This is a genomic window from Rhodonellum sp. (assembly GCF_030656585.1).
In the GTDB taxonomy this organism is placed as follows: Bacteria; Bacteroidota; Bacteroidia; order Cytophagales; family Cyclobacteriaceae; genus Rhodonellum; species Rhodonellum psychrophilum.
This window is the reverse complement of the sequence record NZ_JAUSPP010000060.1, coordinates 1-22,422: the sequence shown is the minus strand read 5'-3', so window position 1 is coordinate 22,422 and position 22,422 is coordinate 1. Positions and strand designations below refer to the sequence as shown.

The window sequence follows — 22,422 nt, the reverse complement described above, 5'->3', positions numbered from 1 at the left end:
CAGCAAAGCATAGGCGGCCTGGCGCAGGGGTCCCACCTCTTCCCATCCCGAACAGAGAAGTTAAGCCCTGCAGCGCCGATGGTACTGGGGTTACTCCCGGGAGAGTAGGCCGCCGCCTTATTGTCATTCAGCTCCCACCCTAAACAGGTGGGAGCTTTTTGCGTTTTAAGGCTTTTGGATTATTGACAACCGATTGAATTTACCCAAAACCCAAGGGACTGTGCTATATTTTTAATCCCATGTCTCTACCGGTTGATGGATACATGCTACATTTGAATGGACAAAATAGGTCTAGGTATTCTTTAACAATAAGAATTCAAAACCTTAAACTTCTTCAATATTTTTGTTGAGATTGTTTTGAAAAGTAACAATCTCTCTCAAATCCTTATTTTGAAATTCTGAGTGGTCTTATTATTTCCTTTTTTATGATTATTGTTGCAGTTTTGCACAAACATTTTCGGCTATGGCTATTTTATTCAAATCACTCCGGTTAATTGATGCAGAGACAATTCATCCCCCAAAAGACTATATGTATAATGGGGAGCAAATTCAAGTCTTGAACCCAAAGATTGATAAGGAATTTGACGAAGAGTTTGATTGTGCAGATCTATTGGCATCAAAAGGTTGGATAGACCTTCGCTGTATGTGTGGTGAACCTGGCTTGGAATTCAAGGAGTCCATTGAAAGTCTTGGAGCAGTACTTCAAGAAAGTGGATTTTGCAAAGGGGTATTGATGCCGAACACAGAACCTTCCATCCAATCCAAAAATGAAGTCCAATTTTTGAAAAACAGGTCGCAAAACCTTTTTTCAGACTTTCTCATTCAAGGTGCTGCCACCAAAAACAATGAAGGAGAAGATTTCACCGAAATACTCGATTTGCACAATGAAGGGGTCACTATTTTTGGAGATGGGATAAAACCCTTGTCAAATCCGGATCGCTTGCTCAAGGTTCTTCAATACCTTCAGAAGTTTGATGGAACCTTGTTTGACCAATCTTATGATCCTTTGATCGCATTGTTTGGTCATGTCCATGAGGGAACTACATCCACAATCATCGGTGTAAAGGGGATCCCCAGTTTGTCTGAGGAATTGGCTGTGAGAAGGAATGTGGAAATCTTAAGGTATACCGGTGGGAGAATGCATTTTCAAACCATAAGTACCAAAGGTGCCGTCGACATCATTCGCGAAGCAAAGAAAGATGGATTGAATGTCACTGCCGATATTTCGATTTTTCAATTAATGTTTTCAGATGAAGACTTGATCGATTTTGACACCAACCTGAAGGTAATGCCTCCTTTCAGAAGTAAGTCTGATAGGGAAGCCCTAATAGGAGGGTTAAAAGACGGGACGATCGACGCCATTGTTTCCAATCATCAGCCACAGGATAAGGATTCCAAACATATGGAGTTTGACTTGGCCTCTTTTGGGATGATTGGTCTTCAAACCTTTTTGCCAGCGATGGTGAAACTTTCACTGGAGTTGACTTGGCCCCTTTTGATCCAAAAAATCACTTCCGGTCCTGAACTTGTATTGAGATCGAAAGAAACCAAATTCAATACATTGACTGTTTTTGATCCCGGATTGGATTGGGTTTATAACCTTTCCAGCAATAAATCCAATTCAAGCAACTCCCCTTGGTTCGATCAAAAACTCACCGGTAAAGTAAAATATGTGGTAAACGGTGCAAAATTTGTAAAAATTCATGAATAGATACCTCCAGTCTTCTTATCGTTTTGGCTTAATAGGCGGAGCTTTCTGCATATTCGCATTTTTGCTGTTCAAATGGATGGGAATTGACCCCACCAACTTTAGTATGGTATTCGGGTATGTGTTGCTTCCCATTTTCATTTTTCTGGGAATCCGCTTCTTCCGGGACCAAATGAATCAGGGGGAGCTCAGTTTTTCCCATGGAATGTCCATTGGGTTTCTTATTTACTCCATTATTGCCACTGTATCGGGATTGGGTATTTACTTGATTCTCTTGCTTTATCCAGGTCTTTTTGAAGAAATCAAATCCTCAAAAATTACCGTCATAGAAGAAAACAGGGAGTTGATCATCAGTCAATTGAATGAAGAATCTTACCAAATCACCTATGCTAGTCTTTTGGAAATGAGCCCTGCAGATATTGCCTTCAATGATTTTATTTGGAAAATTATCCCAGGTTTGTTTTTTACAATAATAATTTCGATAATTTTAAGGAAAACTAAATTTTAACGACTTATGGAAAACGAGAACACTCCTTTTAAAGCTGGACTGAATTCAGGGTTGATCCTTGGGCTTATTTCAGTGGTATTGACTTATGTCATTTACTTTGTTGACTCAAGTCTTTTGGCGGCATGGTATGTAGGGATCGGTATTTTTGTCCTTTTTATTGGCTTAATCATTTATTTTGGGATTCAGTACAGAAATTCAATCGGGGGTTATATGCCTTTTGGTGCAGCCTTCAATTTTTCATTTATCACCTTGGTGGTGGCAGGGATTATCGGTGTTCTTGCCAATATCCTATTGTTTACGGTTGTGGACCCAGCCTTGCCCAATGTGCTTGTCGATGCTCAAATGGAAACCCAAATGGCCATGTTGGATAAGTTTGGTGCAGGTGATTCCATTTCCTCTGAGCAATTAGACGAAATGAGAACAAATCTACAAAATGCTTATACTCCTTTTGGTCAGTTGAAAGGTTTTGGGTTTTTATTGATAGGATATGCTATTTTTGCATTGATCCTTGGGGCGATTTTGAAAAAAAGAGATAAATCCCTGGATTTTTAACATCAAAAATGCTTCAAATTTCCGTTATTATTCCAGTCTTCAATGAAGAGGAATCCTTACCTGAATTGTCAAACTGGATTAGCCGTGTGATGGAAGAACACGGCTTTTCCTATGAAATTATTTTTGTCAACGATGGAAGTACGGATGGTTCTTGGCAGATGATAGCGAAATTGAGCCAAATCAATCCAAATGTCAAAGGAATAAGTTTCACCCGTAACTACGGCAAATCGGCTGCCTTGGACATGGGATTCAGTAAGGCCAAAGGGAAAGTGGTCATTACGATGGATGCGGACTTGCAGGATAGCCCCGAGGAGATACCGGATCTTTATGATATGATTGTTAAAGATGGCTATGATATTGTCTCCGGTTGGAAGAAAAAGAGGTTTGATCCCATTACCAAAACAATTCCTTCAAGGTTTTTTAATTTCATCACCCGGATGATTTCGGGTATCCATCTCAATGATTTTAATTGTGGGTTAAAGGCCTACGATCAAAAGGTGGTCAAAAATATCCATATTTATGGAGAGATGCACCGGTACATCCCCTTGATAGCCAAGTGGAGTGGGTTTTCCAAAATCGGTGAAAAGGTAGTAGAGCACCGCGCAAGGAAATACGGAGAGACCAAGTTTGGGATTGAAAGATTCCTAAATGGTTTTCTGGATCTTATTTCGGTTTCCTTTGTCAATCGGTACCGGAAAAAACCCATGCATTTTTTCGGCACATTAGGATCCGTATCATTTCTGGCGGGCTTTTTCATTACTTGCTGGCTGATAGGCCAGAAAATATTCGGATTGTATAAAGGGCTGCAGGTGCGGGAAGTTACCGATCAACCCCTGTTCTTCCTTGCGCTTGTCGCTTTGATTGTAGGGATGCAACTGTTTTTGACAGGGTTTTTGGCGGAAATGATGACATCGCACAGTTCAAGAAAAACCGATTACAATATAGAGCAGGAACTGAATTTCAATGATTGATGTATTTTTCTGTAATTGTCCCTGTTTATAACCGTCGCCAGGAAATCAAGGATTTGCTTTCGAGTCTTGAGGGACAAGAATTCAGAGACTTCGAGGTGATTGTCGTAGAAGATGGGTCCAAGATTTCTTCGGAAGAGATTGTAAAAGAATTTACCTCATCGCTTGCGATAAGCTATTATTTTATTGAGAATATCGGTCAGGGATTTGCCCGAAATTATGGGATGGAAAAAGCCAAGGGTCAATACTTCGTCCTTTTTGATTCGGATTGCATTATTCCTTCCCAATACTTAAAAACACTGCATGCAGCAATAGCAGACAGGAATCTAGACGCTCACGGTGGTCCCGATGGTGCGGATGTGGATTTTTCCCCATTCCAAAAAGCAATCAACTACAGCATGACCTCGCTTTTGACTACTGGCGGTATTCGGGGAAAATTGAAGAATCCCGGAAGCTACCAAGCCAGAGGGTACAATATGGGGCTTTCCAGAAAAGCCTTTGAGGTTTCCAAGGGTTTTATTGACCCCAATAAAGCCGAAGACATCGAATTGAGTCTAAGATTGAAAAAATTGGGATTCAAACTGGAGCTTGTAGAAGCCGCTTTTGTCTACCACAAAAGGAAAAATAATTGGCGTAGTTTTTTTGCCCAGAGTTTTTCATTCGGAAGAAATAGAATCAATGTGAGTCGCTATCATCCGGAAGCTGTCAAATTTATCCATCTGCTACCCGCCTTTTTTCTCCTGTTTTGTTTGGGGATTTTGTTGGCCGCAGTCTTGGGGATTCAACAATATAAACTTGGCTTAGGACTGCTGGGTTTATGGCTTGCCGCAATCCTCGTCCATGCATCTGTGCTTAACAAGTCCCTAATTGTAGGAGGGCTATCTATTTTCACCTCTTTCGGGCAACTGTGTTCCTACGGTGCGGGGCTGCTTTTCGAATATGCGATAAAATCAGTAAAAGGTTGATTCAATTTCCCTTCTGACAGTAAAAAATAATCTCATTTTCCGGCAATGCGTGTTTATTGACCAAAGCGGGATCAATTTCCTTCACATAATGATCCTCGGTCATTTTTAAACCGGATTGACTCAATCTTTGGGCGTAATCCCTTCCATACTTTCGGACGTGGTCCCGCTGACCGAAAAGTCTTTCGCGCTCGCTTGGATCGGTGATGCTTGCATCTTCTAAGGTGTTCTCCATGTTGTACACCGGAGATTGTATAATTCCCCAGCCTGAGGGTTTCAATACGCGATTGATCTCCCGACAGGCCTGAAGATCATCGGTGACATGCTCCATGACATGGTTGCAAAATACCACGTCAAAGCTGTTGGCCTCGAAGGGGATTTGATGGACATCCATCTTGACTTTTGCCAATGGAGATTCCAAATCTGCGGTGATGTATTCCAAATTGTCCAATTTCTCCATTCGGTCGATAAAGCAAATTTCAGGGGCAATATGAAGGACTTTCAATGGAGCGGTGAAAAAATTGGTTTTTTCCTTCAAAAAAAGCCACATCAATCGGTGCCTTTCCAAGGCCAAACAGTTTGGGCAAAGCGCATTTTCCCTCGCTTTTCGACCATAGGGAAGGAATTTTCGAAAGGAATGAGCACAAACATTGCAGGTGACATTTTTTCCTTTGTAAAAAACAGCCAAAACCCTCAGGAAAAAATGAGAGACAAGTTGTAGGTATTTTCTTGGGACAAAACGGATAACAAAGCTAATGATGGATTTCATGTTTCTTCAAATCAGGCCGCAAATTAATAAATCCCCTACGGTTTAACCCTAAATATGTATTAGATTTCCTAGTGAGGTTATAACTTTTAGAAAATCAGACTATTGAGAGAATATGGTCTATTTCCGTTATGGTGAATTCATAAACAGGAAACAACCAGCTGATTATGAAGCATTTTTAGGCTAGAATTAAATTGGTAATGCATAAAATGGGTTTAATGGAGAAAGAGCCAATAATTAAAAGGCCAAATCCAGTTCTAAGGTATTTTTTGTATGAGACAATCCGGGTTGGATTTTGTAGAATATTTGCTGATGTTCAATTTTGTTTCTTTTTTTAACCCGTTTTATGCATTATGGACTCAAATCAATAATATAATTTACTGACAATCAATTGGATGCTGACTGTTTTTGATTTCACCCTTTTGGTGTCAGGAATTATTCTCCCAATACTTTGATTTTATTTCAGTATCAATCCCATTTGGAAACCTATTCCATATTTCGGGTTTAACTGTAAAGAATTCTATTTCTTCCCCGAAACAAAAAGACCAATCCCTAATTCGGGTCTTGGTCTTTTTGTTTCGGCAAGCGGCCGGATTTCCTGAGTGCTTCATGGATGATCCACTCGAGTTGGCCATTTGTACTTCGGAATTCGTCCGCAGCCCATTTTTCTACGGCCTTGATAAGCTTTTCGTCTATTCGCAAGGCAAAAGGTTTTTTAGCTGACATGATGGTTTCCCTCCTTCCAATTGGCAATCATTTCTTCCACTTCCTTTGGTTTTTTTGTACTGAAAACCAATTTTTTCCTGTTCAGTTGGACTTCGATCACGTAGTCCGCAGGGAATACATAAGCAGTCTGTTTCCTAGAAAGCCTCCAGCCAATACCCCCATATTCAAATATCCCATCCAATTGTTTAACATTTATCGATTGAACATCCTCTTTCATAATTTTCTTCCATTTGTTGCCAAAAGGAGGAAAGCGAAAGGCTAAGGATTTTTCATCCATTCTCAAGTCAAGTTTTATACTCATAAGTAGAATAAATGTCAAAAGCATTAGTCCTGCAACAATACCCACAGTCATGGGACCATCTTTCTCCAAGTTTCCGGTTTGCCAAAGCACGATTATCAATATCAAAGTTGGTGTTTCCAACATGATCATTCCGTACATCAGAAAACTCCCCCGAAAACTTTGCGAATCATTGACCACCATCGGCTATTGGTTCAAAGTGCCTACATTCAAAACTGGGGTTGCCGCTCTATCGGAACACAAAACCACCATCAAATTGCTGACCATGGCCGCCTTTTTTTCATCATCGAATTCAATGATTTCTTTGGTCTTCAGGTCTTCCAATGCCATTTCCACCATTCCAACAGCGCCATCCACGATCTTTCTTCTTGCGGCAACGATGGCCGTTGCCTGCTGACGTTGGAGCATGGCAGAGGCAATTTCCTGGGAATAAGCCAAATGTGATATCCTTGCCTCAATGACTTTGATCCCGGCGTGATGCAAACGCTCTGAAATCTCAGCTTCTAAGGAATGGTTGACATCTTCCACCCCAGAGCGTAAAGTGACTTCTGCATTTTCCGCTTCAAAATCATCATAAGGATATTTTCCTGCCATTTTTCGCACCGCGGCATCAGACTGTAAGTGAATGAAGTTTTCATAATCCTCTACTTCAAAAGTAGCTTTGAAAGTATCTTCTACTTGCCACACGACAATGGTTCCTACCATAACAGGATTACCGATTTTGTCATTAACTTTTAATGGCTTGTTTTCAAAATTTCTTACCCGAAGGGAGATTTTGTTTTTGGTCATAAAGGGGTTCACCCAAAAGAAACCATTTGCTTTTACGGTGCCTTTGTAAGCCCCGAATAAAATAAGCACCATTGCCTTGTTAGGCTGAAGCGTGAAAAATCCAGGAAGAATCAGAATAAATCCCAAACCAAGAACAAGTCCCAGAATGTGAATCTCGTTGATAAATGAAAATGCAGTGGCCGGAATCAGGGCTATCGCCACCAAAACCATGAAATAGCCCGAGAAAGGTTTTACGATTTTTTCCATATTGATATGATGTTATAATGATATCATATCAATGTACGAAATAATTTTGAAAAGGATGTCCTGGGAGTGTTTTTTTTGAACTGTTTGGGCAGCACTTCCAATAATTGTCTTTTTGGAGTGCTGATTTGACCAAAATCAAAAAATAGCCCCACCAAGAATCTCTCAGCAGGGCAATCTTTGTACAATAGACTTAGTACTTGGGGCTTTTAAGTCAGCATTCCGCCATCCACCTGGAGCACCTGTCCGGAGATATAAGAACTCATATCGGATCCTAAGAATACGCAGGCATTCGCCACTTCTTCCGGTTGGCCTCCTCTTTTCAAGGGAATGCCATCTCTCCAGCTTTGCACTGTTTTTTCATCCAGTACAGCCGTCATTTCTGTTTCTATAAATCCCGGAGCCACTGCATTGGAACGAATGTTTCTGGATCCCAACTCAAGCGCAATCGATTTGGTAAAACCAATGATTCCCGCTTTGGAGGCGGCATAATTTGCCTGCCCCGCATTTCCTTTGATTCCAACCACTGAGGTGATGTTGATGATAGAGCCTTTTCTTGCCTTCATCATGGTTTTGGAGGCCGCTTTGACGGTGTTGAAGCAAGACTTGAGGTTGATGGTGATCACTTCATCCCAAGCCTCTTCCGTCATTCTCATCAAAAGATTATCGCGGGTAATGCCAGCATTGTTGACCAATACATCCAAAGCGCCAAACTCAGCTACGACACTGCTGATCAGTTCCTCCGCCGCCTTGAAGTCAGAAGCGTCTGATCGAAAACCTTTTGCTTTGATCCCAAATTCGGCAAGTTCCTTTTCCAAGGCAGCTCCTTTTTCCACACTGGACAAAAAAGTGAAGGCCACATTGGCACCTTCTTGTGCATATCTGATGGCAATGGCTCTACCGATGCCTTTGGAGGCCCCGGTGATCAGTGCGGTTTTGCCGCTTAATAATCCCATATCGTTTTTTGGTTGGTTTTAAATTAAAATCAAAAATAGGGATTAATATTAAAAAGTAAACCTTCTGGAAGATCTGGCCAAGAAAACAACTTATTTCAATGGGCTTTCAAACTACGGGCAAATAAAATTCAACCGATTGGTTGTCATTGAATTCTCTAAATATCTGATGCGTCCTGTAAAGGCCTTCCCAAACCATTCCCCTGATCCAAGTGACAATTGACCAAAATCCAAAGACTGGGTGATGTGTGGTTTAAAATGCATGGAAAGGATTGCGTAGAACTTCGGAGTCAAATTTTTTTCTGTGACCAAAAAGCTTATTTTTGCATAGTTTAATTGAGAAAATAAAATCTAAGAATAAGAATATGTCTTCAACTAAATTTGATCTAATTGTACTCGGTAGTGGTCCAGGTGGATATGTCGCGGCTATCCGTGCATCCCAATTGGGCTTGAAAGCCGCTGTGGTGGAAGCTGCTGAAGTAGGTGGTATTTGTCTAAACTGGGGTTGTATCCCAACCAAAGCCTTGTTAAAGAGTGCTCAGGTTTTTGAATATATCAATCATGCTGCTGATTATGGAATCACGGTAAAAGATGCCAAAGCGGATTTTTCCGGGATGGTCAAAAGAAGTAGGGATGTTGCCGCCGGCATGAGTAAAGGTGTGCAGTTCTTATTGAAAAAAAATAAAATCGAACAGCTGTTGGGTTGGGGCAAAATTCTTCCCGGCAAAAAGGTTGAGGTGGTGGACAAGGACGGCAACAAGACCATCTACTCCGCAGACAACATTATCGTTGCAACTGGCGGTAGAGCCAGAGAGCTTCCCGCCATCAAAATAGATGACGAGAAAATCATCGGCTACCGAAAAGCGATGACCTTGGAAAAACAACCCAAGAAAATGGTCGTGGTTGGTTCAGGTGCGATAGGAGTAGAATTTGCCTATTTCTACGCCGCTATCGGAACGGAGATTACCATTGTGGAATTTATGGACAGAATCGTCCCTAATGAGGATGAAGAGGTCTCCAAAGCCCTTGAGAAGATCTACAAAAAAGCAGGAATGACGATATTGACCAGTACTGAGGTGACTTCCGTAGACACCAAAGGAGCGGGATGTAAAGTGACCTACAAAAACAAAAAGGGTGAAGAAGCTACCATTGAATGCGATGTTGTGCTCTCCGCTGTAGGCGTGATCTCCAACCTTGAAAACATTGGTTTGGAGGATGTTGGGATTTTGGTAGACAAGGGCAAGATCAAGGTGGATGAATTCTACAAAACCAATATGCCAGGCTATTATGCCATCGGTGATGTGGTCAGTGGACCCGCTTTGGCCCACGTAGCCTCCGCTGAGGGGATTATTTGTGTAGAAAAAATTGCTGGACATACTCCTGAGCCTTTGGATTACAACAATATTCCAGGTTGTACCTATTGTTCGCCGGAGATTGCTTCCGTTGGATACACAGAGGCCAAAGCAAAAGAAGCAGGTTATGAAGTCAAAGTGGGGAAATTCCCTTTCTCTGCTTCAGGGAAGGCATCAGCTGCCGGAGCCAAAGATGGTTTCGTGAAATTGGTGTTTGATGCGAAATATGGGGAATTACTCGGAGCTCACATGTTGGGAGCCAACGTGACCGAAATGATTGCGGAAATCGTAGCCATCCGAAAATTGGAAATAACAGGTCATGAATTGATCAAAACTGTCCACCCACATCCAACCATGTCGGAAGCGATCATGGAAGCTGCAGCTGTGGCTTATGGTGAAGTCATCCATTTGTAATTTACCATAAGATGTTTTAATATTATAGGCACAAGATCAAACATTGGTCTTGTGCTTTCTATTTATAGAGATTAAACCAACAAATCGCGGACTTTTGGAAGAAGAACAATTGATTGCCGGACTTAGGGTCCAAGATCGAAAAACGATCGAGTACTTGTATGACAAGTACTCCCGCGCCCTATTCGCCGTCATTTCCAGGATAATTATTGACAAGGATATTGCGGAAGAAGTCTTTCATGATGCCTTTGTGAAAATTACCCGGAAAATTGAGGGCTATGATGAATCGAAGGGAAGGCTATATACCTGGATGGCAAACATTTGTCGCAATTCAGCAATAGACAAAACCAGGTCCAAGGAATTTTCCAAAAGCAATAAGACCAATACGATAGACGACTACGTATATGGACTTGAAAGTGAATCGGGGACTTCAGAATTGGTGGATGGGATAGGAGTAAAAGAACTGCTCAACAACCTGAAGGACGATCAAAAATTTGTGATGGACTGCATCTATTTTAAGGGATACACACATACCGAAGTCTCGGAAGAGTTTGATATCCCTTTGGGTACAGTAAAGTCACGGATCCGTGCAGCGATAAATATTTTGAAAAAGAACTTAGATAAAATTTAGTGGATATTCAAGCATTCATATCGTCGGGAAAACTCGAACTCTTCTTATTGGGAGAGTTGAGTGAAAGGGAGCGTGAGGAGGTAATCAAGCTATCCGAGCAGCATCCTGAAATCAGAAGGGAGCTGGATTTAATTGAAGAAGCAATGTTTGCTTTTGATGACAATAGTGGAGCAACACCTTCCATGGATGTCAAACAAAGGATTTTTGACACCTTGGACAATGAGCGCAAGCCTCAAGGTCACCTGGGTTCGAAAATCGAGCAAACAGCAAAAATTATACCGCTTCAGCCATGGAAAACGTATGCCGCAGCCGCCTCTTTGGTGGCCGTGATCGCATCTGTTTTTGCTGTCTATTTTGCAACGCAGTATTATGACGTGGATGAAAAGCTTACGGCCATGGTTCAGGAAAAATCAGTGTTGGCACAGGATCTGAATCAATACAAAGTGAATTATGAGCAAACCGATGCACAATTGGAAACCCTTTTGTCAGGAAACTTTGAAAGAATCCAAATGACAGGAGAAGGCTTCGAAATGCAGAAAGATGCGGTAGTGGATGTTTGGTGGGACAAAACCGCTGCATCTGTTTACGTATCTGTCAACAATCTTTCCGGTTTGGAAGAACAATATGATTACCAACTTTGGGCGATTGGAGATCAAGGTCCAGTGGGGATTGGGTTGGTGAATGCGGATCAAAAATTCAGCCTTCAACAGATGAAAACAGTTGCAGCTGCGGGAGCTTTCGCCATTACGATTGAACCCAAGGGAGGCAGTGAAAGCCCGACTTTGGAAAAGCTGGTGGTTTTGAGAGAGGTGGTTTAGAACCATTCATCCCAAGTTTTTAATGATCAAGCCCGGCGGAAACGTCGGGCTTTTTTTGTGAAGCTTACAAAGTCGGGGGAAACGAATGGCCAATTCTTATTTGAACAAAAGGGGATGGTCAATTTTTGAGAATTATTCTGAAAGGAAATCATGAGGATCTGAGACATAGATTTTAATATCCTCTTTTTTATTCTCAAATTGGGCCTTTCAAATCTCCAAGTCAATGGAACTCGAACTCTCCACACCCGCCCTGTTGTTTTCCGCCATCACATTGATGATGCTGGCGTTTACCAACAGGTTTTTAGCAATCGCCAATCTCATCCGTGGCTTGCATAAAAAATTCCTAGAAAATCCTGAAAAAGCCATCATCGTGGAACAAATCCATAATCTAAAGCAGAGGCTGAACATGATCAAAAATATGCAGCTGTGTGGGGTTTTGAGCTTTTTGCTCTGTGTCATTTGCATGTATTTGATATTTAAAGGCTTTACTGTGGCTGCCAATTATGTTTTTATCGGAAGTATGCTTTCACTTCTCATTTCATTGGGTATTTCCTTCGTGGAAATTCAGATTTCCACAAAGGCGCTAAACCTCGAGCTTGCCGACATGGAGGAGATTTTCAAAAAAAGGGCAAGTAGCCTTGATTTCATTTTCAAAAAAGATCAAAAACACAATGAATCTTAATTTCACAAAAAACGGATTGCTATTTTCTTTCGCCCTTCTGTTCCTTGGCTGTCAATCCGTCACCCAACTATCCAGCCCAACAATTGAAATAAGTGATGTCCAAGCAGCACAGGATTTTTACTCCTGGACAGAAGATAGAATCCCCATGGTCAGCGCACATCGCGGTGGTCCATATCCAGGATTTCCTGAAAATTCGATAGAGGCATTTGAAAATGTAAGTAAGCAGACCCCCGCTGTCATTGAGTTTGACGTGGCCATTTCCAAGGATTCAGTCTTGGTCCTGATGCATGACAACACCTTGGAAAGGACTACCACCGGCTCTGGGAAAGTAATTGACCACACTTATGCGGAATTAAAGGAGTTGTTTCTGGTGGACAATCAGGGAACCACCACCTCTTTTAGGATTCCCACTTTGGCAGAAGCCCTCCGATGGTCAAAGGGTAAGGCGCTTTTGACTGTTGACGTGAAGCGGGAAGTGCCATTTGAAATGGTGGTGGAAGAAATTGAGAAACAACAGTCAGAACCTTATGCTGCCGTGATCACCTATTCCATTGAGGATGCCAAAAAAGTGTACCAGCTCAATCCCGACCTGATGCTGTCCGTTACGATAAGAAATGAAGAGGAACTCGAAAGATTTGAGGACTCCGGGATCCCATTGAAGAATGCCATCGCTTTTACCGGGACCTCGGAAAGGCCTAAAGCTTTCAATCAATTGCTTCATGACAAAGGGATTTTCACCATTTTGGGGGTTTTGGGTAACCTTGACAAAAGTGCAGCATCCAGAGGGGATCAACTGTATGTTGGTTTTGTCCAAAACGGCGCCGATATTTTGGCCACTGACAGGCCATTGGAAGCAGCCAAAGCCATCCAGGAATTAGTCCCAGAAACGAGTTCAAAATCAAAGTATTTCAAAAAATGATCCTAGACCTAAGAAGTGATACGCTTACCCAACCCACTCAAGAGATGTTGGAGGCCATGTTTACCGCAAAAGTGGGAGACGATGTTTTTGGAGAAGACCCGACGGTGAATGCCTTGGAACAAAAATTGGCTGATCTTTTTGGGATGGAGGCAGGATTGTTTTGTCCTTCCGGTACCATGACCAACCAGATTGCCATCAGGCTCCACACCCGCATTCAGTCGGAAATCATCTGTCATAAATATTCCCATATCTATCTGTATGAAGGCGGTGGCATCATGTCCAATTCCCATGCTTCGGTAAAGCTTCTGGACGGAGAATACGGAAAAATCAGTCCTGGGGATATTGTGGACGCCATCAACGCTGATGATGTTCACGCTCCTGAGACCACCTTGGTTTCTCTAGAAAACACCATGAACAAGGGTGGAGGAAGCATTTATACCTTGGAAGAGATCAAACCCATTAAAGCCATTTGTGATCAAAATGGTTTGAAATTGCATTTGGATGGTGCACGGATATTCAATGCTTTGGCGGTGACAGGCGAAAGTCCCAAGGAATGGGGAGCCTTGTTTGATACCATTTCGATTTGCCTGAGCAAAGGCCTGGGTTGTCCCGTCGGATCGGTTTTGTTGGGGACAAAAGAAGACATCAAAAGGGCCAAAAAGGTCAGGAAATCTTTTGGCGGTGGCATGCGACAGGCGGGATTTTTGGCTGCTGCGGGTATATATGCTTTGGATCACCAAGTGGAAAGATTGAAGGAGGATCACGCAAGGGCCAAAAAGATAGGGGAAATGTTGACAGACCATCCCTTGGTTGCGGAAGTGTTTCCAGTGGTGACCAATATTGTCATTGCAAGACTCAAAGGGATATCGCCCGCAGATATGCTCCAGAAACTGGATGCTTCTGGAATCAAAGCTGTCCGATTCGGCAAAGACCAGATCAGGTTTGTTACCCACCTGGATTTTGAAGAAAATGGATTGACAGAATTTGAAAAAAGGTTAAAGGTGATCAAGTAGAGAAAGAAGGATTGAAGTAAATGGGAAGGGTTTATTCTTTGCCTTGAAATGAACCCTTCGCCAATGAAAACCTGTTCTGAATTGTCCCGGTTTTCCGGGATCCATTATTTTTTTCAAAAACCATATCAAAATGAATCAAACCCCACTTGCCGAAAGGATGCGTCCATCCAAACTGGAAGACTTGATCGGTCAGGAGCATCTTTCCAGTCCCAATTCATTTCTTTTTAGGGCCATCAAAAGTGGAAATGTGCCCTCATTGATTCTTTGGGGACCTCCGGGAGTTGGGAAGACCACAATTGCCAACATCATTGCCAATGAGATCAAGGCGCCTTTTTATATCATCAGTGCGGTCAGTGCAGGCGTGAAAGATATCCGGGAGGTGATCGAAAAAGCCAAGTTTCAGATGGGAGTAGTGCTTTTTATCGATGAAATCCACAGGTTCAACAAATCCCAACAGGATGCACTCCTGGGCGCGGTGGAAAAAGGAGTGATCCGGTTGATAGGCGCGACTACAGAGAACCCTTCTTTTGAGGTCAATGCGGCATTGCTCTCCAGATGCCAGGTTTTTACGCTCAATTCACTTGGCAAATCAGAATTGGAAGCCATGCTGCGTCAAGCCTTGGAAAAGGATGTTTTCCTGAAGAAACGGGACGTGGTATTGGAAGAGACAGAGGCGCTGTTGCGCATTTCAGGCGGAGATGGAAGGAAGTTGCTCAACCTGCTTGAAATCGTGGTCGAAGGGATTGACGAGGATCCATGCGTCATCACGAATGAGAAAGTCACCGAAATCGCCCAACAGAAAATTGCCCTTTACGATAAATCCGGTGAGCAGCATTATGATATTATCTCGGCTTTTATCAAATCCATTCGGGGTTCCGATCCCAATGCGGCTGTTTACTGGCTGGCCAGAATGATAGAAGGAGGGGAAGATGTGAAATTTATCGCCAGGAGATTGGTGATCCTTGCGTCTGAAGATATCGGGAATGCCAATCCGAATGCCTTGCTGCTCGCCACCAACTGTTTTGAGGCGGTGAAAATCATCGGTTATCCCGAATCCCGGATTATCCTTTCCCAATGTGTGACCTATTTGGCTTCCTCCGCCAAAAGCAACGCCGCCTATATGGCAATCAACAAAGCCCAAGCCTTGGTGAGGGAAAAAGGAGACTTATCCGTCCCACTAGCGCTGCGCAATGCTCCAACCAAGCTGATGAAGGATCTGAATTATGGAAAGGCCTATAAATATGCCCATGATTATCCCGGTAATTTCGTCGCTCAGGAATTTTTGCCTGATGAAATCAAGAACACAAAACTCTACGAGCCCGGAAACAATGCCCGGGAAAATGAACTCCGAAAATACCTGAAGGATAAGTGGCAGGGAAAATATGGGTATTGAAGCCGCGTTATGCCTTAACATTTCCATTACAGGCTAAAATAGCCTTGAAATCAGTAAGTTGTTTATTCTTTCCGACTTCAACCCTATCGGTAAAATGCACTCTTTTCCAAATAGACTGATTTGATTGCAGTTCCAACCTCGGTTGGAGACTTAATGCATATTTCCATCTAAACCACATCGGGATTCAGCTTGGAGACGGCGGGCATTCCGAGACGCTCTCTTCCAACCTACTCCAATCTTCTTAAAGGGAGTAAACTTTCTATTTACTCTAAACCGCCCGCTGTATCCAAGGTGATGTGTGTGCCTTGAATGATAGATATAGTTCATTTAAATGAACGTTCCAACGGGTGAAATGCCTGTGCCGATTTTTGGGCATCCCTTACGTGCAGGGGTAATCCCGTTTTGACGGGACAGGCTGTCCCCGAAACGAAGCAAGTGACATCCTCCATGAACCCCACATTCAGGATGGTACGGTGGCATACCCTGTTTCCCGCATTACGGTAACTTTCCACCAGACGGTAATAACCGCTCAGTTTTTCCGACTGTGGATGTTTGCGTAAGGAGAATTTGAAATACATTGGGTAAAGTTCTGTCCTTAACAGCCAAAAAGCAATACCCTCTGTGTACTACAAACCAAGACCTAATGGCTGAATGCTATAAATTCCCCCATAGGGGGATACAGGTAATCAAAGGGGTTTTAACAGAAAATTAATTGAAATTTTTAATTTGACCCCAAAAAGCTGCAATCTGGGTTAAGTGGCTCAGGCAAGTAACGGTTTCATTTCCAAACCTGTTCTATCATTGGGAGTTGGGCTACAAGCTAGTCTAATGGACTAAAACCGAAGCATAATAAGAGCCGTATGCATCGAGAGGTTCACAGCCTGTCCCGAGAATCGGGATACGGTTCTGTGAGAGGTTTAGGGGTGGAATTCCCCTTTACCTACTCGACTAGAGTGTGTTATTCCTTTCGAGTCCTTATAGGAATGTTAACCCAATTCTTTTATTCAATCCTTGTTCAAAAATCCGGATCAATGTCGATAACTGGATATTTCCTTTCCCATTTTCTAGCTTGGAGATATAACTTTTCTTTGTTCCTGCCTTTTCCGCCAATTGCTCCTGGGTAAGATTTGCTTCCTTCCTAGCTTCTTTTAGCATTTCGCTGATGATGAACATCTGGGCATTCTCTTCATACTTATTCCTGCTTTCAGCTCCAATTTTGCCGTGTTCCAGTTCAATCAGTTCATCGAATGTTTTGACTTTGCTATAATCTTTCATAATCTTATTTCTTTGTTTGAAAATATTCCTTCATTAATCTTTCTGCTTTCTCTATTTCCTTCTTCGGGGTCTTTTGAGTCTTCTTTTGAAATCCGTTGAAAAGGACTACCAACTTTCCTTCATCAAAACAGCAGAATATTCTGTAAATATTTGATTGGTATTCCACCCTCACTTCAAATAACCCTTCAGTTCCTTCAAGATGCTTGAGAAACTTCCCGGGTACCCTTTCCACTTGCTTGATCAGTTCAAAAACATACTGAATCTTACTCTTGACCTTTTCATTCTGGCTTTGGTAAAACTCTATAAAGTGGTTTTCATAAAAAATTATCTTTCTTACCATATTTACAAAGTTATCTCAAAAGATAACATTTTCCAAAAGTGAGACGTTCTTTTAATGCACTCTAACAAGTTAGCTGCTTTACGTTACTTATCCGCTGTCTTAGAATTCGGGTTGAATTGAGAAAGAATCAAGTTTTTCACCTCTCAAAAATCACGTCTTTATTCGGAACCCTAAATCTTTCCCCATACACACCTTCAGGCAATCTTTTTCCACAACCAATAATCATGGAAATCTCGGCTGCATCGGGTAGATCGAGCAATTTCTTGACTCTTTTGGAGTCCAAGCCTTCCATGGGGCAGGTGTCATAACCTTCCGCGGTCATGGCATACATAAAAGTCATCGCTGCCAAAGCCACACTTTTGTGGACAGATATCCGCACGTCTGTCTCTGACACTTCCCGCACCATGGGTTTCTTTAGACCTACAAACCAAGCGAAGACCTGCTTTCCGATCGACCACAATGGATATGTTGCATAAAGTTTTGGGATGAGTTTTCCATAATAGGACAAGGCTTGTTTTTGTTTTTTGGAGGGCGCGTCTTCATAAACAGACTTGATATGGTTGTAATTTGCAGCAATGCGGCTTTTCCATTTGTCCCGACGGGCCACGACCACCACCAAATTTCGGGATGTAGTTGCCGCCTTTTGCCCCATACAAAGTTTGGCTAAGCGGTCCTTGAGTGGGGAAGTTTCGGGGACCTGATAAAACTCCCACAATTGCAGGTTGCTGCTGTTAGGGGCCAAGGTAGCCGTCTCCAAGCATTTCCTGACGACCCCATGGTCAAAAGGTTCGGTTTGATCGAAAATCCTCACAGATCTCCTGTTTTCGACGACATCAAAAAAATCCAGGGAATATTTATTTTCTTTCATTTGGGGATTTTTTCCGAAACTGGTTTTATTATTCAAAACAATATTGGTTTATTTAAGGCCTAATTTATAAAGTTTTTGCCAAATCTAGGTCTTATGGTTGTTGAGTTTATCCGGCTGGAGCTGCTGAAAAGTATCCGCTCCACTTCTTTTGCAAAAAGCGTGATGGTGGGGGTTTTTTTAGCATTCCTTGCCGTTTTACTTCTTGGCTACCTTTTTCTTTTGGGTTTGGTCCTCAAGGACATCATCGTCAAGTACATGGGGATGCCCGATGCCTATGAAGTGGTGAGCGGCAGCTTGATTTACTTTTTTCTTATTGAATTTATGTACCGGTATTTTGTCCAAAAATTACCTGTCATTGATCTGGAGAGTTTCCTTCACCTTCCGATCAAAAAAAGCAGTATCATTCATTTTCTCTTGATCAGGTCCTTTATTTCTCCACTCACACTTGTGGCTTTGCTGGTATTTGGGCCTTTTTCCTATCAGGAAGTTGCCTTCCGATTTGGGAATGCGGCAGGTTTGATGTGGCTGGGTTCCCTGCTCTTGAGCAGTTGGTCATTGCATTGGCTGATGCTGTGGTTCAAGCAGCGTTTTGAGGACAGCCTGATCGGTATCGGAGTGGTCTTTTTGGTGATGTTGCTCGGGCTAGGCTCCAATTACTATGGTTGGTTCAACCTTGGCGATTTGATGAAACCGCTTTTCGATGCTTCCCTCACAAGCCCGATTCCAGTCATTGGGCTCTTGGTCCTTTTTTTTACATGTTATGGCCTGGCCTTTACATATTATCGGAACAATGCCTATATCGAGGATTTGACCTCGGAAGAAAATGTACGTTTTGTCAATCAATCGCTTGGAATTTTCTCCCGCTTTGGCTTGGCGGGCGAATTGGCCGACCTTGAATGGAAATTGATTATCAGACACAAAAAAAGCAGAACCTACCTCATGTTGGCTTCTTTTTTCCTGCTGTATGGATTGATATTTTATACGAATCCCATGTATAAAACCGAAGGTGGGGGATTCAACCACATGTTTGTTTTTGTGGGTTCATTTATCACCGGGATTTTCATGCTGCAATATGGCCAACTGTTTCTCAGCTGGAATTCCTCCAATTTCGATTTTTTCTTGGCAAAAAGGGATGGCCTTGCCTCCTTGGTGAAGGGAAAATACCTGTTGTTTATGGCTATTTCCTTTCTTTGCTTCCTGCTTTCCGTTCCCTATGCCTATTTTGGATGGGATATTTTATTGATACACTTGGCCACCTTTATTTTCAATATGGGCGTCATTATCCATTTGGTGATCTATCTTTCCCTTTGGAAACCAAAACCGATGGACTTGAACAAAGGCGCGATGTTCAATTATGAGGGCGTCGGAATTGCCCAATTTCTGATGATCATTCCCATGATGGGCGCGCCCTATGTCGTTTATTTGCCATTTGCCTTATTGGTCAACCAATATGCTGGGCTCTTGGCATTGGGGGTGATTGGAGGAATCGGGATATTGGCCTTCCCAAAATTGGCCAAATTTTCCATTGATAAAGTCATTGACAACAGACACGAAATCTCAGCATCTTTTAGACAGGAATTATGATCAGCATACAAGGACTCAAAAAACAATACAAGGAAGCCATCGTGTTGGATGTGGAATCGCTTGACATCTCCAAGAACCAGTGCTTTGGGCTGGTAGGCAACAATGGTGCGGGAAAGACGACCCTTTTCAGGATCATGCTGGATTTGGTCAGGGCCAGTGCCGGGGCTGTGATGGTGGATGGAGAAGATGTGAGCAAGGGAGAGGCCTGGAAATCCAAAGTCGGCGCTTTTCTGGATGAGCACATGTTGCTTTCCTACTTGACCCCGGATGAATATTTCGAAACTCTGCGAAAAATTTACGGTCTTTCCAAGGAGGATCTCATGCTGCATTTGGACAAATTCACAGAATTTTTCAATGGGGAGATTCTGGGCAAGAAAAAATACATCCGGGATTTGTCAAAAGGAAATCTGAAAAAAGTCGGGATAGTCGCCGCCATGATGGGCAATCCCGATGTGGTGATGCTGGATGAGCCCTTTGAAAACCTTGATCCCAGTTCCCAAAACCGCTTAAAAAAACTGGTGGTGCAGGAAAGTCCAAATACCACATTTTTGATTTCAAGCCATGATCTTGTCCATGTTACAGAAATCTGCGACAGGATTGTGCTTTTGGAAAAGGGAAAAGTAATCAAAGACCTCCAAGAAAAGGAGTTGATGGTGGAGGAATTGAATACTTATTTTGGGACCTAAATCAGGTTTTTCAGAATTGTTTTCAGAAAAAAAATTAAATCATATCTTAAAAAAAGAGATTTACCGGAATGGTAGATCTCTTTTTGATTGTACAATACTGAAACTTTTTGAGCTGTGTTGAAGGGTAGTTTTCGTAAAATAGAGAATGATTTCTTTAAGGGGAATCCAATTTTGGGTACAGATGCACCTTGAATAGCCACTGAAATTTCTTCCTCGTTGCTAAAAACATCGATTTTGAAGTTGTCTCCTTCAATATGCAGATCAGAAATCAGCTGTATTTGTTTCATTATTTTTCGGTTGTTGAAATTTTCAATTTTCCGCTAATTCTCCAATTGGTGACGTCATCTGACCCTACTTCTCGGGGAACTCCGATCACAAAATTTTCAAATTCATAGGAGATCACCGCTCCTTTACCTGTGAGTTGTTCGTAAAGACCAATGGCCAAATCTGGCCAAGACTGAATGTTTCCGTTTGATTCTGCCATAATTAAGTTTTTTATTGTTAATGATAATTAAGTAACAGGATCAATGCCTCTTTGTTTTTTTATCTTGGATGTTAACCGGGATTTGGGATTTGAAAAATATAAATGGCGCTGAGATTTGGACTCAGTTGTAGAAAACCATTTAAAAAAACTGTGACGCTGCCTAATTGGAGATCAAAAACTGGGCATTCTTCGGGAGAAAGCTACTTGATCTTAATGGGTTATTTCTTTTGATATGTTAGGTCCCAGCCTGCAGAAATTCATATTTCCCCATTAGTCCCATTAAAATCCATGTCCATTTTAATGGTATCCCTGGGATATGCAATTACTTTGGCCCCATCTTCAGTAATCAGGATAGGTGTTCTTAAGGCGGATTTTTCTTTGACCAGAATTGTAAGAAGATCTGTTTCTGCTATATCCTTTCCTTCAATGTTGTCTTTGAAATACTCGGATTTCTTGTCGAATAAATCGATTATGCTAACGTCTAACCTTCTCGCCAATTCTGAGAACTGTGTGGGGGTCATTTCGTTTTTAGCAATATCGAGCTCATTGACAATATGTTTATGCAAGGTCAAAACATAGGCATAAGCTTCTCGATCCTCTAATTTTGTACTGTTGTAAAGAAATTTGATTTCATTTTTCCCAAGTTCAAACATGGTCGGAGAGGTTTAGAGGTGTAGAAAATCAAGTAAAATATACCCAATTTTGCCCATAAATTATTCCAGTCGGCTTTTTTGTTTTAGCCGAAAAACAAAAATTGGACTCAAATATTTTTCAACATCATCAAAAAAAGGCATTGATTTGGTGAATTCTACTTTTACTTGTTGATTTAGTTGAAACAGGGGGGGGTAAACGAAGGTTTTAAAAATATTATTCTGTTTCTCCTCTTTGAATAATGCAATTGTCTGTAAAACTGGAGGTTGGCGCACAAACTATTTTAGGATTTAATAAAAATAATTTTTAGGTTTAACAACGTAAGTAATGTTTTTAGAGAGTTTGTTTCAGATGAATAGGCTTTTTTAACCAATGTTTTTTATGGAGAATCATTATTTGATAGTAAAGAAAATCCTGCACTTGATGGATGTTCCTTTTACGAAAGGTTTTTTGAAGGAAAAAGTTGAATCCCATCCTGAACCGCAAAGTATGCTTTCTCTTTCGGACATCTTGAAACAATATAAGATAGATAGCCTTGGGCTGAAACTTTCGGAAATTGACCTTTAGATCATATTTGTACCGGGTGGAGGGGATGCGCTCCATCTGAAAACAGTCAGGCATATTATGGCCATAGCGGCCAAAGGGAATCCTGAAGAAACCAAGAAGGCTCTGGACGATTGGTATCTCGCCGAAAAGAAGGATTATGCTGCCTTTGCTTCAAAGTATCCTATGAATGGGGAACTGAAAGCACAGGAAGCCAATATTCAGTCCATGCTTTCTTGGAGCGAATTAGAAAATATTACCTATACGCCCACCATATTCATCAATGGCCATGAGTTGCC

The 22,422-nt window shown here is 42.0% G+C and carries 27 protein-coding genes, 1 rRNA gene and 1 pseudogene; 17 read left to right on the top strand and 12 right to left on the bottom strand.

Annotated features, from left to right (window positions below; genetic code table 11):
* Window positions 1–9 precede the first annotated feature (9 nt).
* The 6 genes from rrf to Q7J63_RS14855 all read left to right on the top strand — a co-directional run bounded on the left by rrf (window position 10) and on the right by Q7J63_RS14855 (window position 4,701).
* A 5S ribosomal RNA gene (rrf, locus tag Q7J63_RS14880) occupies window positions 10–121 on the top strand.
* 342 nt (window positions 122–463) lie between these two features.
* Window positions 464–1,711 carry a dihydroorotase gene (locus Q7J63_RS14875; protein WP_304887241.1) on the top strand — a complete coding sequence of 416 codons (1,248 nt, stop codon included), beginning with the start codon at window positions 464–466 and terminating at the stop codon, window positions 1,709–1,711.
* A complete protein-coding gene (locus tag Q7J63_RS14870) occupies window positions 1,704–2,216 on the top strand; it encodes a DUF4199 domain-containing protein (protein ID WP_304887239.1) in 513 nt (170 codons plus the stop codon). Before Q7J63_RS14875 ends, Q7J63_RS14870 begins: the two co-directional genes overlap by 8 nt.
* A 6-nt stretch (window positions 2,217–2,222) precedes the next feature.
* Window positions 2,223–2,768 carry a DUF4199 domain-containing protein gene (locus tag Q7J63_RS14865; protein ID WP_304887237.1) on the top strand — a complete coding sequence of 182 codons (546 nt, stop codon included), beginning with the start codon at window positions 2,223–2,225 and terminating at the stop codon, window positions 2,766–2,768.
* An 8-nt stretch (window positions 2,769–2,776) separates the two neighbouring features.
* The gene (locus Q7J63_RS14860; RefSeq protein WP_304887235.1) at window positions 2,777–3,739 is read left to right on the top strand and encodes a glycosyltransferase family 2 protein; all 963 of its coding nucleotides are present in this window, start codon (window positions 2,777–2,779) and stop codon (window positions 3,737–3,739) included.
* The gene (locus tag Q7J63_RS14855) at window positions 3,739–4,701 is read left to right on the top strand and encodes a glycosyltransferase family 2 protein (protein WP_304887233.1); all 963 of its coding nucleotides are present in this window, start codon (window positions 3,739–3,741) and stop codon (window positions 4,699–4,701) included. Before Q7J63_RS14860 ends, Q7J63_RS14855 begins: the two co-directional genes overlap by 1 nt.
* Window position 4,702: 1 nt before the next feature.
* Here the strand turns inward: Q7J63_RS14855 and Q7J63_RS14850 are convergent, their stop codons facing one another.
* The 5 genes from Q7J63_RS14850 to fabG form a co-directional block, all read right to left on the bottom strand.
* Window positions 4,703–5,467 carry a class I SAM-dependent methyltransferase gene (locus tag Q7J63_RS14850; RefSeq protein ID WP_304887231.1) on the bottom strand — a complete coding sequence of 255 codons (765 nt, stop codon included), beginning with the start codon at window positions 5,465–5,467 and terminating at the stop codon, window positions 4,703–4,705.
* Window positions 5,468–6,016: 549 nt separating this feature from the next.
* The gene (locus Q7J63_RS14845; protein WP_304887229.1) at window positions 6,017–6,190 is read right to left on the bottom strand and encodes an Arc family DNA binding domain-containing protein; all 174 of its coding nucleotides are present in this window, start codon (window positions 6,188–6,190) and stop codon (window positions 6,017–6,019) included.
* Window positions 6,180–6,671 carry a hypothetical protein gene (locus Q7J63_RS14840; RefSeq protein ID WP_304887227.1) on the bottom strand — a complete coding sequence of 164 codons (492 nt, stop codon included), beginning with the start codon at window positions 6,669–6,671 and terminating at the stop codon, window positions 6,180–6,182. The genes Q7J63_RS14845 and Q7J63_RS14840 overlap by 11 nt, the downstream gene beginning before the upstream one ends.
* 3 nt (window positions 6,672–6,674) lie before the next feature.
* A complete protein-coding gene (locus tag Q7J63_RS14835; RefSeq protein ID WP_019599893.1) occupies window positions 6,675–7,523 on the bottom strand; it encodes an SPFH domain-containing protein in 849 nt (282 codons plus the stop codon).
* 206 nt (window positions 7,524–7,729) lie between these two features.
* A complete protein-coding gene (fabG, locus tag Q7J63_RS14830) occupies window positions 7,730–8,476 on the bottom strand; it encodes a 3-oxoacyl-[acyl-carrier-protein] reductase (RefSeq protein ID WP_019599892.1) in 747 nt (248 codons plus the stop codon).
* 362 nt (window positions 8,477–8,838) lie between these two features.
* On the opposite strand from fabG, the gene lpdA reads away from it, so the two are divergent.
* From lpdA to Q7J63_RS14795, 7 genes are all read left to right on the top strand, one after another.
* Window positions 8,839–10,239 (top strand): dihydrolipoyl dehydrogenase, encoded by a 1,401-nt coding sequence (gene lpdA, locus Q7J63_RS14825; RefSeq protein WP_304887224.1) that lies wholly within the window; start codon window positions 8,839–8,841, stop codon window positions 10,237–10,239.
* A gap of 94 nt (window positions 10,240–10,333) precedes the next feature.
* Window positions 10,334–10,867 carry an RNA polymerase sigma factor gene (locus tag Q7J63_RS14820; protein ID WP_019599889.1) on the top strand — a complete coding sequence of 178 codons (534 nt, stop codon included), beginning with the start codon at window positions 10,334–10,336 and terminating at the stop codon, window positions 10,865–10,867.
* Entirely contained in the window at window positions 10,867–11,685 is an 819-nt protein-coding gene (locus Q7J63_RS14815; RefSeq protein WP_019599888.1) for an anti-sigma factor domain-containing protein, read from the top strand. Before Q7J63_RS14820 ends, Q7J63_RS14815 begins: the two co-directional genes overlap by 1 nt.
* A gap of 223 nt (window positions 11,686–11,908) precedes the next feature.
* The gene (locus tag Q7J63_RS14810) at window positions 11,909–12,367 is read left to right on the top strand and encodes a DUF2721 domain-containing protein (protein ID WP_019599887.1); all 459 of its coding nucleotides are present in this window, start codon (window positions 11,909–11,911) and stop codon (window positions 12,365–12,367) included.
* Window positions 12,357–13,286 (top strand): glycerophosphodiester phosphodiesterase family protein, encoded by a 930-nt coding sequence (locus Q7J63_RS14805; protein ID WP_304887221.1) that lies wholly within the window; start codon window positions 12,357–12,359, stop codon window positions 13,284–13,286. Before Q7J63_RS14810 ends, Q7J63_RS14805 begins: the two co-directional genes overlap by 11 nt.
* Window positions 13,283–14,299 (top strand): low specificity L-threonine aldolase, encoded by a 1,017-nt coding sequence (locus tag Q7J63_RS14800; protein WP_019599885.1) that lies wholly within the window; start codon window positions 13,283–13,285, stop codon window positions 14,297–14,299. Before Q7J63_RS14805 ends, Q7J63_RS14800 begins: the two co-directional genes overlap by 4 nt.
* A gap of 130 nt (window positions 14,300–14,429) precedes the next feature.
* Window positions 14,430–15,692: a replication-associated recombination protein A gene (locus tag Q7J63_RS14795; protein ID WP_304887218.1), complete on the top strand. Its 1,263-nt coding sequence runs from the start codon at window positions 14,430–14,432 to the stop codon at window positions 15,690–15,692.
* Between the two features lie 323 nt (window positions 15,693–16,015).
* On the opposite strand, the gene Q7J63_RS14790 is transcribed toward Q7J63_RS14795, so the two are convergent.
* The 4 genes from Q7J63_RS14790 to Q7J63_RS14775 all read right to left on the bottom strand — a co-directional run bounded on the left by Q7J63_RS14790 (window position 16,016) and on the right by Q7J63_RS14775 (window position 18,175).
* Window positions 16,016–16,270: a hypothetical protein gene (locus Q7J63_RS14790; protein WP_304887217.1), complete on the bottom strand. Its 255-nt coding sequence runs from the start codon at window positions 16,268–16,270 to the stop codon at window positions 16,016–16,018.
* A gap of 397 nt (window positions 16,271–16,667) precedes the next feature.
* Complete coding sequence (locus Q7J63_RS14785; RefSeq protein ID WP_019599881.1) at window positions 16,668–16,967, bottom strand: helix-turn-helix domain-containing protein; 300 nt, start codon at window positions 16,965–16,967, stop codon at window positions 16,668–16,670.
* Between the two features lie 4 nt (window positions 16,968–16,971).
* Entirely contained in the window at window positions 16,972–17,307 is a 336-nt protein-coding gene (locus Q7J63_RS14780) for a type II toxin-antitoxin system RelE/ParE family toxin (RefSeq protein WP_019599880.1), read from the bottom strand.
* A 136-nt stretch (window positions 17,308–17,443) separates the two neighbouring features.
* Window positions 17,444–18,175 carry a nitroreductase family protein gene (locus Q7J63_RS14775; protein WP_304887215.1) on the bottom strand — a complete coding sequence of 244 codons (732 nt, stop codon included), beginning with the start codon at window positions 18,173–18,175 and terminating at the stop codon, window positions 17,444–17,446.
* Window positions 18,176–18,268: 93 nt separating this feature from the next.
* On the opposite strand from Q7J63_RS14775, the gene Q7J63_RS14770 reads away from it, so the two are divergent.
* Window positions 18,269–19,759: a DUF5687 family protein gene (locus Q7J63_RS14770; protein WP_304887213.1), complete on the top strand. Its 1,491-nt coding sequence runs from the start codon at window positions 18,269–18,271 to the stop codon at window positions 19,757–19,759.
* Window positions 19,756–20,445, top strand: a complete 690-nt coding sequence (locus tag Q7J63_RS14765; protein ID WP_019599877.1) for an ABC transporter ATP-binding protein — start codon at window positions 19,756–19,758, stop codon at window positions 20,443–20,445. The genes Q7J63_RS14770 and Q7J63_RS14765 overlap by 4 nt, the downstream gene beginning before the upstream one ends.
* On the opposite strand, the gene Q7J63_RS14760 is transcribed toward Q7J63_RS14765, so the two are convergent.
* The 3 genes from Q7J63_RS14760 to Q7J63_RS14750 all read right to left on the bottom strand — a co-directional run bounded on the left by Q7J63_RS14760 (window position 20,442) and on the right by Q7J63_RS14750 (window position 21,582).
* A complete protein-coding gene (locus tag Q7J63_RS14760; RefSeq protein WP_019599876.1) occupies window positions 20,442–20,732 on the bottom strand; it encodes a hypothetical protein in 291 nt (96 codons plus the stop codon). The genes Q7J63_RS14765 and Q7J63_RS14760 overlap by 4 nt on opposite strands.
* Window positions 20,732–20,929: a hypothetical protein gene (locus Q7J63_RS14755; RefSeq protein ID WP_019599875.1), complete on the bottom strand. Its 198-nt coding sequence runs from the start codon at window positions 20,927–20,929 to the stop codon at window positions 20,732–20,734. The genes Q7J63_RS14760 and Q7J63_RS14755 overlap by 1 nt, the downstream gene beginning before the upstream one ends.
* 257 nt (window positions 20,930–21,186) lie before the next feature.
* A complete protein-coding gene (locus Q7J63_RS14750) occupies window positions 21,187–21,582 on the bottom strand; it encodes an arsenate reductase family protein (RefSeq protein ID WP_019599874.1) in 396 nt (131 codons plus the stop codon).
* A 379-nt stretch (window positions 21,583–21,961) separates the two neighbouring features.
* On the opposite strand from Q7J63_RS14750, the gene Q7J63_RS14745 reads away from it, so the two are divergent.
* Together Q7J63_RS14745 and Q7J63_RS14740 are read left to right on the top strand one after the other, a co-directional pair.
* Window positions 21,962–22,147 (top strand): hypothetical protein, encoded by a 186-nt coding sequence (locus tag Q7J63_RS14745; RefSeq protein WP_304887210.1) that lies wholly within the window; start codon window positions 21,962–21,964, stop codon window positions 22,145–22,147.
* Window positions 22,148–22,204: 57 nt separating this feature from the next.
* A pseudogene (locus tag Q7J63_RS14740) lies at window positions 22,205–22,422 on the top strand (VKOR family protein); the annotation flags it as partial.

What these genes read in the sequence shown, in the direction of transcription:
- Q7J63_RS14795 (WP_304887218.1), top strand. Translation starts at nt 14,430, where the DNA reads ATGAATCAAACCCCACTTGCCGAAAGGATGCGTCCATCCAAACTGGAA.
- Q7J63_RS14870 (WP_304887239.1), top strand. Translation starts at nt 1,704, where the DNA reads ATGAATAGATACCTCCAGTCTTCTTATCGTTTTGGCTTAATAGGCGGA.
- Q7J63_RS14850 (WP_304887231.1), bottom strand. Translation starts at nt 5,467, where the DNA reads ATGAAATCCATCATTAGCTTTGTTATCCGTTTTGTCCCAAGAAAATAC.
- Q7J63_RS14785 (WP_019599881.1), bottom strand. Translation starts at nt 16,967, where the DNA reads ATGAAAGATTATAGCAAAGTCAAAACATTCGATGAACTGATTGAACTG.
- Q7J63_RS14745 (WP_304887210.1), top strand. Translation starts at nt 21,962, where the DNA reads ATGGAGAATCATTATTTGATAGTAAAGAAAATCCTGCACTTGATGGAT.
- Q7J63_RS14835 (WP_019599893.1), bottom strand. Translation starts at nt 7,523, where the DNA reads ATGGAAAAAATCGTAAAACCTTTCTCGGGCTATTTCATGGTTTTGGTG.
- Q7J63_RS14875 (WP_304887241.1), top strand. Translation starts at nt 464, where the DNA reads ATGGCTATTTTATTCAAATCACTCCGGTTAATTGATGCAGAGACAATT.
- Q7J63_RS14855 (WP_304887233.1), top strand. Translation starts at nt 3,739, where the DNA reads ATGTATTTTTCTGTAATTGTCCCTGTTTATAACCGTCGCCAGGAAATC.
- fabG (WP_019599892.1), bottom strand. Translation starts at nt 8,476, where the DNA reads ATGGGATTATTAAGCGGCAAAACCGCACTGATCACCGGGGCCTCCAAA.
- Q7J63_RS14790 (WP_304887217.1), bottom strand. Translation starts at nt 16,270, where the DNA reads ATGTATTTCAAATTCTCCTTACGCAAACATCCACAGTCGGAAAAACTG.
- Q7J63_RS14775 (WP_304887215.1), bottom strand. Translation starts at nt 18,175, where the DNA reads ATGAAAGAAAATAAATATTCCCTGGATTTTTTTGATGTCGTCGAAAAC.
- Q7J63_RS14780 (WP_019599880.1), bottom strand. Translation starts at nt 17,307, where the DNA reads ATGGTAAGAAAGATAATTTTTTATGAAAACCACTTTATAGAGTTTTAC.
- Q7J63_RS14805 (WP_304887221.1), top strand. Translation starts at nt 12,357, where the DNA reads ATGAATCTTAATTTCACAAAAAACGGATTGCTATTTTCTTTCGCCCTT.
- Q7J63_RS14865 (WP_304887237.1), top strand. Translation starts at nt 2,223, where the DNA reads ATGGAAAACGAGAACACTCCTTTTAAAGCTGGACTGAATTCAGGGTTG.
- Q7J63_RS14765 (WP_019599877.1), top strand. Translation starts at nt 19,756, where the DNA reads ATGATCAGCATACAAGGACTCAAAAAACAATACAAGGAAGCCATCGTG.
- Q7J63_RS14840 (WP_304887227.1), bottom strand. Translation starts at nt 6,671, where the DNA reads ATGGTGGTCAATGATTCGCAAAGTTTTCGGGGGAGTTTTCTGATGTAC.
- Q7J63_RS14860 (WP_304887235.1), top strand. Translation starts at nt 2,777, where the DNA reads ATGCTTCAAATTTCCGTTATTATTCCAGTCTTCAATGAAGAGGAATCC.
- Q7J63_RS14760 (WP_019599876.1), bottom strand. Translation starts at nt 20,732, where the DNA reads ATGAAACAAATACAGCTGATTTCTGATCTGCATATTGAAGGAGACAAC.
- Q7J63_RS14810 (WP_019599887.1), top strand. Translation starts at nt 11,909, where the DNA reads ATGGAACTCGAACTCTCCACACCCGCCCTGTTGTTTTCCGCCATCACA.
- lpdA (WP_304887224.1), top strand. Translation starts at nt 8,839, where the DNA reads ATGTCTTCAACTAAATTTGATCTAATTGTACTCGGTAGTGGTCCAGGT.
- Q7J63_RS14750 (WP_019599874.1), bottom strand. Translation starts at nt 21,582, where the DNA reads ATGTTTGAACTTGGGAAAAATGAAATCAAATTTCTTTACAACAGTACA.
- Q7J63_RS14755 (WP_019599875.1), bottom strand. Translation starts at nt 20,929, where the DNA reads ATGGCAGAATCAAACGGAAACATTCAGTCTTGGCCAGATTTGGCCATT.
- Q7J63_RS14800 (WP_019599885.1), top strand. Translation starts at nt 13,283, where the DNA reads ATGATCCTAGACCTAAGAAGTGATACGCTTACCCAACCCACTCAAGAG.
- Q7J63_RS14770 (WP_304887213.1), top strand. Translation starts at nt 18,269, where the DNA reads ATGGTTGTTGAGTTTATCCGGCTGGAGCTGCTGAAAAGTATCCGCTCC.
- Q7J63_RS14845 (WP_304887229.1), bottom strand. Translation starts at nt 6,190, where the DNA reads ATGTCAGCTAAAAAACCTTTTGCCTTGCGAATAGACGAAAAGCTTATC.